We start from the raw sequence: 15,820 nt of genomic DNA, 5'->3' as shown, positions 1-15,820 counted from the left end.
TACTTCTTTTCTAAAAAAATGAAACAAGACTAACTATATTAGCTAGTCTTGTTTCAGTTAATTGTTTACTTAGCATTTATTAATTTAAACTCACCATATTGTGGAACCTTAACAGTATAACTATTACTTCTTAATACTTTTCCAGTTACTAAATCATAATACTCTCTAGTACCCGTTTCCACTTTATAATATACTCTATACCCCATATAAACGGTTGTATTAGGGTCAGCATTTAATGTATATCCAATTGCACTTGTGATAGATTTTGATGTTGATATACCTAGTCCATCTATTTCTCCAGATACTTCTGTTCCAAAAGTGACACTTTTGGTTGCTGTAATAGAACCGCCTCCTTTGCCTGTTGTTATATTATCAGAAGCTCTTTTATAGCCCGACCATTCATTGTATGTTTTAACATTTACCTTTCTATATCGGAAATCATTAATAAAATAAGTTGTAACCTCTTCTGAATTTACTTCTTCTTCTGAATTTACTTCTTCTTCTGAATTTACTTCTTCTTCTGAATTTACTTCTTCTGCTGCAGCTATTTTTGAATCAATTGTAAAAGCTGCACCAACTACTGATAGCAATAGTAATAATGATAAAATTAACCTTTTTAACATTATATCAACTCCTATGTAAAATATTGGTATATAGTTATAATACCATATTACATTATTTAACGGCTACTACTTTTTTCAAAAAATATTTACAAATAAATTCCAGAAGCGATCGTTGATAAAAGAGAACTTTTTAGACAATTTAATAGAAAAATACGTAGAAAGTGTAAGTGTAGTGCATGGTAAAATATTCTCAACCGGTATGTTGATTCTGAATAACTATTATTGAATAAAAGAATAAAAAACGTTTAAAGCTAACAATAACATCCTCAGTTTTCTTTTAACAATATCTGATAAAACGCTAGTAAAATGTAATTTTTCAAAATAAAACAACAGCACCTTAAACTATCCAATTTCGGATACATTTCCAAGTGCTGTTGTTGGTTAATTAATAAATATCTTTTCTAAACTCTTTTTCTATTCAAAAGACCAAAAAGTGCAAATCCAACCAAGAGAATACCGATAAGGTTCATAAAACCTGTCTGCTTTTCACCTGTTTGAGGCAATATTTGCTGTTTCTCTTTTTTCGTATAGTCTTCTGGGGTAATATTACTTTCATTTGTATTACTATCAATACTATTAGCATCTTTACTAGTATTACTGTCTGTATTAGAACTGCCATTCATACCAATATTGCCGTCTGTATTGGTATTACTATCCGTACCAGTATTATCCTCTGTATTAGTATTACCATCCGTATCACTATTACCGTCTGTATTAGTATTACCATCTGTACCAGTATTACCATCCGTACCAGTATTACCATCCGTACCAGTATTACCATCCGTACCAGTATTACCATCCGTACCAGTATTACCATCCGTACCAGTATTACCGTCTGTATTAGTATTGCCATCCGGAACTACCTGAACCACTTCTGTTTTAGCTGGAGGTGTTGTAATTTCATTATTTTTTGAGTCATATGCAATTGCTATGTTCTCTATTGTTGCATTTAAAGCACTTGGTAACACTTTTACTCTGAACTTAATAGTAGCTGTTTCCCCCGCTTTTAATACGACAGGTTGAATAATTAACTCACCATTTTTCCAAACATCAGTATCCATTAATTCTTTGCCATTTAAAATAGTAGACCCTGGAACTAGCTCAACATGAGCAGGTAGTTTATCTTTGATTGTACCATTCCAAGATTCAATTTTTTCTTCGTTTTTAGCTTCAATTGTATAGGTTATAAGATTACCTATATTTGCTTTTGCTTTATCTACTTCTTTAGTTAACTTTATATCAACCGGTAAAACTTGGATATCCGTACTTGGCTTATCCGGATCATCAATATTGTCTCCACCAACAGCAGCAATATTTTTGATTTCCTCGCCGGATTGTCCCGACAAGATTTTAGCTTCAAATGAGACTGTATACCATTCCGTATCTTTCACATCACCAAATTCCGCGATTACAGCGCCATTACTGAATGAACCTTTACCATTATGACTAACTTTAATACTATCTTCTACATATTGTATGCCTGTAGGAAGCTTGTCTGTAATCGTAAAGTTTTTAATGATACTTTCAGATACTTTATTACGTGATTTAATTGTATAAACTATCGTGTCTCCAACTTCAAAATTGTTCTTTCCTGTTTGTGCATTCACAGCAGTTTTACTAGATTCCAAAATTGGATTACGTGGATAGACATTGACTACCTCTTCTGGTTTATCTGGGGTTGGAATATTATCGCCTGTAACTGTCGCTACATTTTTAATATCCAATCCTGCTTGACCCGCTTGGACTTTTACTTCAAATGTTAGTTCATGCCAGTTTGTATCTGTAATATCACCGAATTGGCCGGTTACAGTGCCGTTGGCATAATGGCCTTTGTCTGTATCTTGTTCATCCGTTACTGCTACGCCATCTACTTTTAAGCTACCTGATTGGTACTCAAGCCCTTTTGGTATCGCATCCGAGATGACTAAGTTTTTAACTAGACTATCTGCTAACGTATTTTGCGTTTTGATTGTATACAGGAGCGTATCGCCCACCTCTGGGTGATCCTTATCTGTATTTCCTGAAGCCTTTTCTTTAATAGTCGATGATTTCTCCGACGCTAATTGTGCGCCACGTGGATAAACATTGACTACCTCTTCCGGTTTATCTGGGGTTGGAATATTATCGCCTGTAACTGTCGCTACATTTTTAATATCCAATCCTGCTTGACCCGCTTGGACTTTTACTTCAAATGTTAGTTCATGCCAGTTTGTATCTGTAATATCACCGAATTGGCCGGTTACAGTGCCGTTGGCATAATGGCCTTTGTCTGTATCTTGTTCATCCGTTACTGCTACGCCATCTACTTTTAAGCTACCTGATTGGTACTCAAGCCCTTTTGGTATCGCATCCGAGATGACTAAGTTTTTAACTAGACTATCTGCTAACGTATTTTGCGTTTTGATTGTATACAGGAGCGTATCGCCCACCTCTGGGTGATCCTTATCTGTATTTCCTGAAGCCTTTTCTTTAATAGTCGATGATTTCTCCGACGCTAATTGTGCGCCACGTGGATAGACATTGACTACCTCTTCTGGTTTATCTGGGGTTGGAATATTATCGCCTGTCACTGTCGCTACATTTTTAATATCCAATCCTGCTTGACCCGCTTGGACTTTTACTTCAAACGTTAGTTCATGCCAGTTTGTATCCGTAATATCACCGAATTGGCCGGTTACAGTGCCGTTGGCATAATGACCTTTGTCTGTATCTTGTTCATCTGTTACTGCTACGCCATCTACTTTTAAGCTACCTGGTTGGTACTCAAGCCCTTTTGGTATCGCATCCGAGATGACTAAGTTTTTAACTAGACTATCTGTTAACGTATTTTGCGTTTTGATTGTATACAGAAGCGTATCTCCAACCTCTGGGTGATCCTTATCTGTATTTCCTGAAGCCTTTTCTTTAATAGTCGATGATTTCTCCGACGCTAGTTGTGCGCCACGTGGATAAACATTGACTACCTCTTCCGGTTTATCTGGGGTTGGAATATTATCGCCTGTCACTGTCGCTACATTTTTAATATCCAATCCTGCTTGACCCGCTTGGACTTTTACTTCAAACGTTAGTTCATGCCAGTTTGTATCTGTAATATCACCGAATTGGCCGGTTACAGTGCCGTTGGCATAATGGCCTTTGTCTGTATCTTGTTCATCTGTTACTGCTACGCCATCTACTTTTAAGCTACCTGGTTGGTACTCAAGCCCTTTTGGTATCGCATCCGAGATGACTAAGTTTTTAACTAGACTATCTGTTAACGTATTTTGCGTTTTGATTGTATACAGAAGCGTATCTCCAACCTCTGGGTGATCCTTATCTGTATTTCCTGAAGCCTTTTCTTTAATAGTCGATGATTTCTCCGACGCTAGTTGTGCGCCACGTGGATAAACATTGACTACCTCTTCCGGTTTATCTGGGGTTGGAATATTATCGCCTGTCACTGTCGCTACATTTTTAATATCCAATCCTGCTTGACCCGCTTGGACTTTTACTTCAAACGTTAGTTCATGCCAGTTTGTATCTGTAATATCACCGAATTGGCCGGTTACAGTGCCGTTGGCATAATGGCCTTTGTCTGTATCTTGTTCATCTGTTACTGCTACGCCATCTACTTTTAAGCTACCTGGTTGGTACTCAAGCCCTTTTGGTATCGCATCCGAGATGACTAAGTTTTTAACTAGACTATCTGTTAACGTATTTTGCGTTTTGATTGTATACAGAAGCGTATCTCCAACCTCTGGGTGATCCTTATCTGTATTTCCTGAAGCCTTTTCTTTAATAGTCGATGATTTCTCCGACGCTAGTTGTGCGCCACGTGGATAAACATTGACTACCTCTTCCGGTTTATCTGGGGTTGGAATATTATCGCCTGTCACTGTCGCTACATTTTTAATATCCAATCCTGCTTGACCCGCTTGGACTTTTACTTCAAACGTTAGTTCATGCCAGTTTGTATCTGTAATATCACCGAATTGGCCGGTTACAGTGCCGTTGGCATAATGGCCTTTGTCTGTATCTTGTTCATCTGTTACTGCTACGCCATCTACTTTTAAGCTACCTGGTTGGTACTCAAGCCCTTTTGGTATCGCATCCGAGATGACTAAGTTTTTAACTAGACTATCTGTTAACGTATTTTGCGTTTTGATTGTATACAGAAGCGTATCTCCAACCTCTGGGTGATCCTTATCTGTATTTCCTGAAGCCTTTTCTTTAATAGTCGATGATTTCTCCGACGCTAGTTGTGCGCCACGTGGATAAACATTGACTACCTCTTCCGGTTTATCTGGGGTTGGAATATTATCGCCTGTCACTGTCGCTACATTTTTAATATCCAATCCTGCTTGACCCGCTTGGACTTTTACTTCAAACGTTAATACATGCCAATCCATATCCGTAATATCACCGAATTGTCCTGTAATAACCCCATCTATAAAATGGCCTTTATCTGTATCTTGTTCATCTGTTACTGCTACGCCATCTACTTTTAAGCTACCAGGTTGGTATGCAAGCCCTTTTGGTATAGCATCTGAAATAACTAAATTTTTAATCATGCTATTAGAGATAGTATTTTGGGTATAAATCGTATACAGTAATGTATCTCCAACTTCTGGATTTGTCGCATCAGTATTAGCAGCAGCTTTTTCTTTTAGCACTGCAACTTTTTCAGATTGTAGGACTGGTCCCTTTTCATTAACCAACGTAGATACTTCATTCGTATTCGTTGTTTCTTCTGTATTTGTTAATAAATTTCTATAGTTTACTTGCGCTTTATTAGCTACAGTTGTTCCAGCACCACTTAGTAAAGCTTTTACTTTAAATTGAACAGTAATGCCATCTGGTAAAGAACTAGTATTTGGCAAGTCTCCTAGCTTAACAATGACTTTATCGCCATCAAAATGGCCTTTGTCGCTGTCATTTGCATCTGTTAGATCGCCTGTACCTTGGCCGTTGGTAATCTTTAATGAGCCTGGAACATATTCAGTACCTGCCGGAATAGCATCTTCAAATATTGCATTAGATGCAACATCTCCTCCGTTATTCTTAATGGTAACTTCATACGTTAACTCATCACCAGCAGATACTTCTCCTTCCGGTGAAACGGTTTTTTCTGCTGTCACACAAGGTACTGTTCCTAGGAAAATATCATCTAATAGATTACCCCAACGTTGATCTCCACCTGCTGCTTCGATAGAGTTAAAAGCAAACCTTGTGGTTGTTTGACCTGCTGGTACCGTGTAGGACCCTGAATAATATACCCACTCGTCTTTATCAGTCGTAATTTCTTTAACAGTCGGAAGACTTTTTGGATCAATATTGGCTGAACCTATTTGTACAGCCATTGTATCTACACCTAGCCCTCCCTTATGGGCTAATCGCCAATAAATTGTTTGACCTGGTGTTGTTTTAACATCTTGATATAGTGCCGATACTTGTTCAGCATTCAACTCAGCATATTGATTCCCATTTGGAGGGTTAATTTCCATACCTCCATAAAGGTATTCTGATTTCATAATTTGAATAAATTTATCGGATGCTGATGTTTTCCATCCTGGAACTTCACTTTCCAAGAAATACTGCCATGCATGTTCAGATCCTGGTGAACCTGTATCTCCCGGCATTCTTGCAGTCGGTTCTTCAAAACTACCATTAATCAATGCTACTGGTGCTGGACAGGATTCTGTTGGCGGATCAGTTGGTGGTTGGTTCGAAGCTGGGATTGTTGCCGTATCTTCTTTACAACCAATAGTGGCTTTAAGCGTATTATCCATAGAATAATCAGCATTTTTTAAAACTGCATGTATTTTTCCTTCTGTATCCGAAACTAAATCTGCCAGTGCTTCTCCGTTTGGCCCTGTTAATACTCCACTTGTTGAAGTGAAAGTATCAAGAGATGCTCCTGAAACTGGATTGCCTAATGGATCTAATAAGGTTGCCGTCACATTATATTCCCCAGAATTACCGTTTGGCTCTGTCGCTAATTGCACACTACTAGGTGCTTGCTTGTAATTATTTTGAGGATTAAGTGTCGTAATAGGAGCCAAATCATTCACAAAATACCAGCTATTGATATCATGGTTCTCATAATTGGGATATCCTGTTGACGCGGTAAACCCAGCATGAATCGGTTGTCCGCCAAATATAGCACCAAGGTCTACGTTGTTCACACTTAGTACTATATTAGAACTAGCCCTATCCGGTGAAGTACCTAAACGAACCTGAACAATCTGGCTTAAACCGTCATAGTCGATCCAAGAATAATACTGAGTACCGTTAGATAAAACAAAATTGGTACCATTATCTGTATTATACTGATTCAAATCTGTAAATCGACCTGTCTGATTTACCACTGATCCATTTTCTGCAAGTCCAATGTAATTTGAAGATGGATCTTTATAAACATCGTTTAAGAATGTATCATATTTAACGGCAAAGCTTGGGTTTATACCATAATATCCCAAACCGCCTCCATCTGCCTTTTCGCTAGTTGATTTAGTTGAAATCGTAAAGGTCAATCCATCACTTGCACCTGCAGGATTTGCATTATTCATACTAAAAGAAAATGCTGTACTAAATGAATAATTGTTTTTAGGACACATTGCATCTTTGTTAAAGACGGCTCCACTTTGTAGAGGAGTTGCAGATGTCAAGCGAATAATATCGGAACCACCCGGTACCGCTGCAGTTCCATTTAAAGTAAATAATTGATTCACTGTATCCATTGGAAAATTATCGAACTTATACGTAAGCCAAGGATTAGAGCCAGTAGCATTTGCCATAATATCTTGGTCTGTATAAGTAATGGCTGCATCTTGCGAAGAAGACATTTCTGAAGAAGTATGATTGTCTTCTGTAGGCTGTTCTTTAATAGGTTGTTCTTCTTCTGGTGTTTCTTCAATTATTTCCTCTGGAACTGCATTTTCATCTGGTGCTGTATTCTCATTAGATGTTATATTTTCATCTGATGTTGCCTCAGTAGTTGATGGCGTTTCAGAGGGTACAGGTGTAATGTTCAATGGCTGTGAATAAAAAATTTGACTATTTTGCTCCATTGTTGCCTGAATATTTACATTATCAGTAAGACTACTAGAAAGGGATAAGGAAACTCTTTTCTTATCTCCTACAAGAGTAAATTTGGTCCAATCCACAAATACTGTTTGAGTGTTTTCATCATAAGTTAGTCCTTCTTGCAAAGGATTATCCAATTTCAGGGATAACCCTTCTGGCAGTTGCAACTTTGATTTAGTATCTGTATCTTGTCCTTCTTGTAAGACTAAGTCCAAAGAGATTACTTGGTTTTCTACTTTAAACTCTTGAATTCTCTCATTTTGGCCTTTCTCAGTAAAATACAAATTATCTGTATAATTATTTATTAACTCCTCTGCACTAGCTAGAGAAATAATTGAAGAAGACAGACTTTGAAATAGTAATACGAAAATTAGGAATATGCTAAGTTTCCTAGAACAATATATGCTACGTCTCATTATTCTCCTCCTATGTAGTTGTAATATTTACAATCAAACTAAGTAACTCCCCCTTCTAAATAGAAATTTTTTATTAAAAACAATATCCCCCCTTTCAAGGTTTTTTGAATTTAGAATATCTTCCGAGATTAATATCACTTTAGGTTTTACCATTAGTCACTTCATTTTCCACTATATTCATAATGATTATCGTTTTATCTTAAAATAAAATTAATAGGTTGTAGGAATTATTTACCTATTAATATAATTCGCACATACAATTTCATTTTTTTAGTTAAAAGAATTAATTAAAAAGTAAAAATTTAACATTATAATAGACTGTTAATTAAGTGATTTGAATTATTATATAATCATCACGCAAAACCTTATGCTTATTATCCTCTAATACTTTTTACTCTTTTGGGTAATAATGTTATTCTCCTGTATAAAATAAAAACCTTGATACAGCAATGAATGCCTGCACCAAGGTTTTAAATTTTCTCATCACTATATTAATAGTATAATAAAAGAATTTTATGTAATTTTATTATTGACAACGAAATTTTATTATTCAAGACAAATATATATTATTTATTTTCAAAATTTTAGGTAAATATATTGTTCAGGTAACTAAATCCGAGCTTATTCCTTAGATGAAGTAAGCTTCTTTTCTTACTAAAGAAATTGGCTTTATTACAAAAAACACCCATTTAAACATGAGTGTCTTATTGAATTAAAGTTAAATTTATTTAATTTTAATTAAAAATCCTGTATTAGCTTTCCGCTCTGCTTAGCGTATATCTTTGTAGTCTCACTCTTTTCATGACCCAGTAAACTTTGAATGATATCATTTGGCGCACCTTGTTTGTTTATTACGGACAGAAGACCGAAAGGCAAATGAGCATTGATAATTTAAGATATATTATCAAGCGCATCTCAAATCGGGCTGGTATAAAAAGTATACATCCGCATCAATTACGACATAGTATGCAACGCATATGTTTAATAACGGTTATTGAAAACAATATGTTTTTAATGTAAGCGATGAATCTCCCTCGATTTTTTTATCCTGTTGATACCTTTTCCATGCTTCGGATAACATGTGTCTTTCACTCTCCCACCTTTCTATTAGTTCAATGAAAAATTTTTTCATACAAGGATTTTCAACAACCTAAAAAATAGTGATAGTTTCGAACTCTAATTAATCAAAAAGGCATTTTCCTTGTTACCAGGAAAGCGCCCTATTCTTGAATAAGGTACAATCCCTAAATAGAACAGTGCCCAATTATAGAATAACAACTTACAATGTTTTCGAGTTGTTCATTAGTATTCCATTAGTTGTGCCACTCTAACATAATTAAAACTAAAAAGATGTTTTATTTATTCAATTTAGTGGAATAGATTGAATGTGAACATATATAGGAGGGATAAATAATGACAGTCAAATTGACAGTAGAAAACGTAGTACAGGCGAAACAAGAAGTGGAGAAATTAGAAGCACAAGGATATCTTCGAGATAACATTTACATCTTTGCCCACTACGAAGAACGTGAAGATGATATTAACGAAGCACTCGGGACAGAAGAAGCTGGTATTGGCGAGCAAGGGTTCCTGACTACTATGAAGAACCTGGTGAATTCCCGTGGAGATGAACTCCGCAACGAGTTAGCTTCTGTCGGATTAAGTGAATCGGAAGCTGCTCAATTCGAAAAGGAACTGGATACAGGTAAATTGGTCATTGTTGCCAATAAGTAAAAACAAACTCGGGAAGTAAATTCCCGAGTTTGTTTTTCATTTTACAAGTCCTCCTCGTATTCCGTCGACTCTGTATTCCAGATAGCCTTTCAACCAAGTCAGTATAAAACATCCTTCTTTATTGTCAATGAAATTTTCATCTTCTTCATTAAAGAATCTTCTTCGATAATATGGCTCGATTATGGAATAAGAAAAAACCCTGCATATAAACACAGGATTTTTATTCAAAATTTGTTATAGATTAATGATTCTTATCTTAAAATGGTGATCTATTATTTTTTAAAACTAAACTTCCTTTTCCTTATTTAGAAGAGTAAGTGACCAATCAATGCTGCAATTGGTAGAGTGATCAGTGTACGCAGGATAAATAAAACAACTAAATCGAAGAATTTCAATGGAATTTTTGTACCCAGAATAAGGCCACCCACTTCTGACATATAAATCAGCTGTGAAACAGATACCACTGCAATAACAAATCTAGTAACATCCGATTCGATTCCTGCTCCTAAAATAGAAGGTAGGAACATATCGGCAAAGCCTACAACCATCGTTTGAGCCGCTTCTGCTGCTTCAGGTAAACCGAGTACTGTTAAAATTGGCTCAAATGGCTTCCCTAAAATCACAAAGATGCTTGTAAATTCGGCAAGCATTAAGGCAATTGTTCCGAAAGCCATTACAATCGGAGCAACTCCAATCCATAAATCAATGACATTTCTAGATCCATCTTTTAAAAATTGACGTGGATCTCGGTTTGCATGGGCAACAGCTAGAGCGTTTTCTAGACCATGTGAGACAGAATTATAGCCTTCTGGCAATTTTTCACGCGAATAGTCTACTGGCGTACCATCTATATATGTATCTTCCTTCTTAGCAAGTGGATAAATTCTTGGCATAATAATGGCTAACACAATCCCACAAAGCACAACTGTTAAATAATAAGGAATAAAATAGCGTGCCAGGTGCACAGTATCCAATACAACGATACAGAATGTGATAGATACAACCGAGAAACTTGTCGCAATAATAGCTGCTTCTTTCTTCGTGTAGTTCCCCATCTCATATTGCTTACTAGTCATTAACACACCAATCGTACCATCACCAACCCATGATGTAAGAGCATCGATTGAAGAACGACCAGGACTCTTAAATAGGGGTCGCATGATTCTTACCATCATTGTGCCAAAAAATTCAAGTAAACCGAAATTTGTTAAAAATGGTAAGAGGAATCCAGCAAATAAAAAAATGGTAAATAGGAACGTCACAAGTCCACCATTTGGATCCATTAGTAGTCCACCAGTATTTTCATTGTTGATCGCAGAAGGTCCAAAATTAAAGACAACCATGGAAGCAAAAATTAATCCGATAAATCGTGTTATCGTCCAAAACCAATTTACATAAAACAATGTATCTAAAATACTAGGCTCTTTCGCATTTTTTCGAGGAATAAATTTAGCAATAAGTGCTCCAAATGCTGAAATTGCAAACATTAAGATCGTAAAGTAACTAATAACTGGAGCCACAATCCCCGCAAGAATATTTGCTAATATTGCTATTGGTACTTTCCACCCCTCTTCAGTTAATACCGGTGTCATAAATAAGAAAATACCGATTAAAGAAGGAATAATAAAATAGAAATATGTAGAACTAGAATATTTTTTCATTTTTTTATAAAACCCCATTTCTCTTTTTACGCAAGAAAGCTTGATCATTATGTATTTTTAGCTAGTCATATAGAAATTTGCTACTATAACATTCATACCAAACAAAATTACCTGTAACTATTTTAATACATACCAACAATACATATAGTGTTAATAATTAACTATATTACTTTCCTCCCCTTTGATTGTTGCCACGTTCTACGAGCTAGGATATGCCGTTTTCATTCAATACCTCTTTCCTCCCTCTGTTATAGAACTATTATAAAAACTTTGAAGTTTTGAGTTTTAGCCAGAAAAAGACTTACTTCATTCATGTTTTTATAACATAATTGTGTTATAAAACTATTGTAAACGCTACAATACGTTTGGTTCAACCTTACAATTCTCTGAATATTTATACATGTAATTATTGTTTTGTTATATTTATATAATAATATATTCTAAAATAAACTTCATTCTAGATTAATGAAAAAAAGAATGGGGCTGAAGATAAAATAAGTGAATAGACAACTATACAATGATAAGTTGTCTATTCACTCACTTTGGGATTATTATGGTCTTTTTATTTTAGGACAGGAGATGCAAAAGTCTTTTGTTTCATCAGAGGTTTGATAGTAGAAGCAGCACGTTTTTCTCAGTCGAACTGGATGCTCGGATTCCTCAATTGTCACTTTAGGTCCACAATAGTGGGTCAAAGGATTTTTTCTTTCACCAAAAAGGATACCTGGCGCTTGCTTTACTATGTAATGATAATCTTCTTGGATACGTGCTAGCTCTTGCTCGCTGGCATCTTCTTTTAATTTTGTTTCATATAACCAATTAACATAAATTGCGGTGTTTTCCCACAAGATTGTTTTTGGAATCTTCGTTATAATTGTTAAAGATTGCCATACTTTCGCAAGATTGTCCGCAAAAATTCCTCTAAGAACCTCATCACGCCATTGATTACGGTCTAGTATAGGCTCTGAGACCGTGCTATCGATTAATCGAATTTTGGGAAGCCACGGCTTTGCATTATTTTCTGCTTCTATCCAGATATTGTCGATATGAACAGGTATACCTTTATCAAATCTCGACATCGCATAAAACGCTGAAGCCATAGTTAAAACACTGTAGCGCTTAGCAAATAGCGATGCTGTAACGAGAATAGATGGAGATTGGAAGAAAGGTGCAATTTTTTGTAAATATTTTAAAGCTTGTTTAGTATTCAATAATTCTTGAGCGCATAAAGAGTAGTTTGAATCTAAAATGGGTTCCTTCGTCAATCGATAATCTCTTACAAGTATGGCTATTTCTTCAGCTGACAGTTTTACACTCAACTGATCCCTACCTCCTCTAAAATCTCCTCATTCACTGATCGTCCTTTACCATGAGGGACACATAATGGCGTACTAAATAACGGATCTTTTATTATGGTACAGTCCATACGAAAGACAGCCTGTACCATCTCGGCTGTTACCACTTCCTCAGGTTTACCTTGCGCATAAATTTGTTTATCACGCACAGCAACAATATGATGGGCATAGCGACATGCTAAATTTAAATCATGTAACACCATGACAACAGTACGGCCTTCATTTTCATTTAAATCAAATAGTAAATCTAAAATTTCTACTTGATGAGCCATATCTAAATAAGTTGTGGGCTCATCTAGTAAAATAAGATCTGTATTTTGAGCCAATGTCATGGCAATCCACACACGTTGCCTTTGACCGCCAGATAATGCATCCACTGGTCGATCAGCAAATTTAGTCATCTGTGTAACCGTAAGTGCATTCTCCACAATTTTTTCATCCTCAGTAGACCATTGCTTTAACCAGCTTTGATGGGGATAGCGACCTTGCTTAATCAATTGTTGGACGGTTAATCCTTCAGGCGCAACAGGACCCTGTGGTAAAATAGCTAAACGTTTTGCCACTTCTTTGGTAGAAATGGCATGTAGTTGATCATCTTCTAATAGAATGTCACCTGACTTCGCTTTTTGAAGTCGTGCAAACGTTCGAAGTAGGGTGGATTTTCCACAACCGTTGGCACCTACCAGTACCGTTATTTTCCCTTTAGGTATTTGAAGATTCAAATCCTCCAAAATAAGATTATCTCCATAACTAACATTTAAATCTCGTGCTTCTAAGACATTTCTCATATTCCTGTCACCTTCTTCTACGCTTTCCTATTCTTCTATATTAATTTATTGATTGCGCGTTCTAAATAGTAAATATATAAAGAAAGGTGCGCCAATTGCAGCTGTAAATACACCTGTTGGTAAGTCCTTTGGTAAAAAGGCTGTTCGTGCCACAATATCGGCTACGATAACAATAATGCCACCAATAATAGCTGTCACCGGAATTAATCCAGCAAAGGATCGCCCCACAAGCATTCTACTAATATGAGGAGCTACTAATCCTACAAAGGCAATTCCACCAGCAAAAGCGACTGCTGAACCGGCTAGCATCACACTAATAAGTAAAAAAAGTAAACGATACCTTTGCACTTTGACCCCTAGCCCTATTGCCATTTCGTCTCCCAGTTCCTTTACATTCACCGTTCTTGCCAACATAAATGTTAATGGCAATAAAATGGCCACCCACGGTAAGAGTAAATACACATCCTGCATATTCGCCCCATATAAACTACCTGTTAGCCATAAATAGGCCTTCGTTGTCGCTGCCACCTCACTCATAACAAGTAACATGGTCACAACTGCCTTTGCTAAAGCACAAATACCAATCCCAATGAGGACCATGCGAATAGGTGTTACGCCTTTTCTCCACGAGAGAAGATAGATGATAAAGGAGATTATAGCAGCACCTAATATAGCAGCTAACGGTAAAAATTGAATGCTGATTGACCCCATACAATACACGATAAAGATAATTGCACCCATGGATGCTCCACTCGTTATTCCGATAATATCTGGAGCCGCAAGTGGATTGCGGATAATTCCTTGTAATAGTAACCCTGCAACACCTAGCGCAGCACCAACTAACAATGCCATCAACACACGCGGGAGCCTTAATGTATGTAAGACAAAATCATAATCCCTATTACCATAGCCGAATAGTTCTTTCACCACTGTGAATGGATGGATAAACTCACTACCCGCAGATAGAGCAAGGACTGATATGATGCCTACTAATAAACTTAGCAGAAGTAACACCCAACAAGTTCTTTTGGCAATTTGAAAAGATATGCGATTAGATTTCGTTCGAACCGACATATAATTAGACATTTTTCGCTAACCCCTTTCGTGCAATATAAATAAAGAAAGGAGCTCCGATTAAGGCAGTCATTACACCAATTGGGAGTTCTAACGGCATCATAACATATCTAGCTGCCATATCAGCTAACAGTAGCAATATCGCTCCTAATATTGCACTATACGGAATAATCCAACGATAATCTGTACCAACAAGATTGATGGCAATATGAGGGACAATCAATCCAATAAAACCGATTGAACCTGCTACAGCAACTGAACTACCTGCAAGTATGATAATGATGATGCCTAGAGTAATTTTCGTGATCATTGTTCGTTGACCTAAACCTTTTGCAATATCATCACCAGATTGTAAAATATTGATAGAACGCCCCATTAATATCGCCACGATTGTTACTATTAAAATAAAAGGTAATACAGGTACAAGCATTTCAATGCTACGTCCTGACACAGACCCCGCTAACCAAAAAAGGACGCTTTGTAAACCCTGTTCATCAATTACTAAAAGCCCTTGCGTAAACGAGACAAATAGAGCTGTAATCGCTGCACCAGCTAATACTATTTTAATTGGTGTTAAACCATCCCTACCTAATGAACCTAAGAAAAACACCATTGCTCCCGCAATGCCCGCCCCTAAAAAGGCAATCCACATATAGCTCATTAAAGATTGAATGGAAAAAAGAGTAATGGCACTGACAATAAAAAATATGGCTCCTGCATTGATTCCTAAAATATCAGGAGCTGCTAAAGGATTTCTTGTTAATGCTCGCATTAATGCCCCTGCTATAGCAAGGCTTGCGCCAACTACTGTAGCGATTACAGCTCTTGTAAATCTAGATGTTCGAATAATAACATGCTCCTTATCAGCAGCATCAAAATGAAACATGGCATCGTAGATTGACGAGAAAGGAATGGGAGTTTGACCAATGGCTATGCTAATGATAAATGCCAGCAAAAGAAACACACAACTGATGAATAAGCCTGTTTGTTTCATCGAAGTACTAGAAAGAATAATTCTCATTTTTATGCCAACTTTCTGATCCACATTTTATCTTATGAATAGGGTTGTAGTTTTCGAAATCTCTAACACTACAGGAGAGGGCT

The 15,820-nt window shown here is 36.5% G+C and carries 8 protein-coding genes and 1 pseudogene; 2 read left to right on the top strand and 7 right to left on the bottom strand.

Going from position 1 to position 15,820, the window contains the following annotated elements:
- Nucleotides 1–65: 65 nt before the first annotated feature.
- Both OU989_RS05400 and OU989_RS23785 read right to left on the bottom strand, forming a co-directional pair.
- The gene (locus OU989_RS05400; RefSeq protein ID WP_274796099.1) at nucleotides 66–623 is read right to left on the bottom strand and encodes a hypothetical protein; all 558 of its coding nucleotides are present in this window, start codon (nucleotides 621–623) and stop codon (nucleotides 66–68) included.
- A 401-nt stretch (nucleotides 624–1,024) separates the two neighbouring features.
- The gene (locus tag OU989_RS23785; protein WP_274796098.1) at nucleotides 1,025–8,104 is read right to left on the bottom strand and encodes an isopeptide-forming domain-containing fimbrial protein; all 7,080 of its coding nucleotides are present in this window, start codon (nucleotides 8,102–8,104) and stop codon (nucleotides 1,025–1,027) included.
- 838 nt (nucleotides 8,105–8,942) lie between these two features.
- Here OU989_RS23785 and OU989_RS23655 point away from each other — a divergent pair.
- Nucleotides 8,943–9,096: pseudogene (locus OU989_RS23655) on the top strand (tyrosine-type recombinase/integrase); the annotation flags it as partial.
- 421 nt (nucleotides 9,097–9,517) lie between these two features.
- Nucleotides 9,518–9,838 (top strand): YflT domain-containing protein, encoded by a 321-nt coding sequence (locus OU989_RS05390; protein WP_144787983.1) that lies wholly within the window; start codon nucleotides 9,518–9,520, stop codon nucleotides 9,836–9,838.
- 305 nt (nucleotides 9,839–10,143) lie between these two features.
- Here the strand turns inward: OU989_RS05390 and OU989_RS05385 are convergent, their stop codons facing one another.
- The 5 genes from OU989_RS05385 to OU989_RS05365 form a co-directional block, all read right to left on the bottom strand.
- Nucleotides 10,144–11,499, bottom strand: coding sequence for a YjiH family protein (locus OU989_RS05385; protein WP_274796097.1), 1,356 nt, complete (start codon nucleotides 11,497–11,499; stop codon nucleotides 10,144–10,146).
- 551 nt (nucleotides 11,500–12,050) lie between these two features.
- The gene (locus OU989_RS05380) at nucleotides 12,051–12,818 is read right to left on the bottom strand and encodes an IucA/IucC family C-terminal-domain containing protein (protein ID WP_274796095.1); all 768 of its coding nucleotides are present in this window, start codon (nucleotides 12,816–12,818) and stop codon (nucleotides 12,051–12,053) included.
- The gene (locus OU989_RS05375) at nucleotides 12,815–13,642 is read right to left on the bottom strand and encodes an ABC transporter ATP-binding protein (protein WP_274796093.1); all 828 of its coding nucleotides are present in this window, start codon (nucleotides 13,640–13,642) and stop codon (nucleotides 12,815–12,817) included. Before OU989_RS05375 ends, OU989_RS05380 begins: the two co-directional genes overlap by 4 nt.
- Nucleotides 13,643–13,687: 45 nt before the next feature.
- Complete coding sequence (locus OU989_RS05370) at nucleotides 13,688–14,728, bottom strand: FecCD family ABC transporter permease (protein WP_274796092.1); 1,041 nt, start codon at nucleotides 14,726–14,728, stop codon at nucleotides 13,688–13,690.
- Complete coding sequence (locus tag OU989_RS05365) at nucleotides 14,721–15,737, bottom strand: FecCD family ABC transporter permease (protein ID WP_274796091.1); 1,017 nt, start codon at nucleotides 15,735–15,737, stop codon at nucleotides 14,721–14,723. The genes OU989_RS05370 and OU989_RS05365 overlap by 8 nt, the downstream gene beginning before the upstream one ends.
- Nucleotides 15,738–15,820 lie beyond the last annotated feature (83 nt).

The sequence above is a fragment of the Lysinibacillus irui genome (genome assembly GCF_028877475.1).
Lineage (GTDB): Bacteria > Bacillota > Bacilli > Bacillales_A > Planococcaceae > Lysinibacillus > Lysinibacillus irui.
Note: the sequence above shows the minus strand (reverse complement) of the source record. Positions and strands in the feature narration are given on the sequence as shown.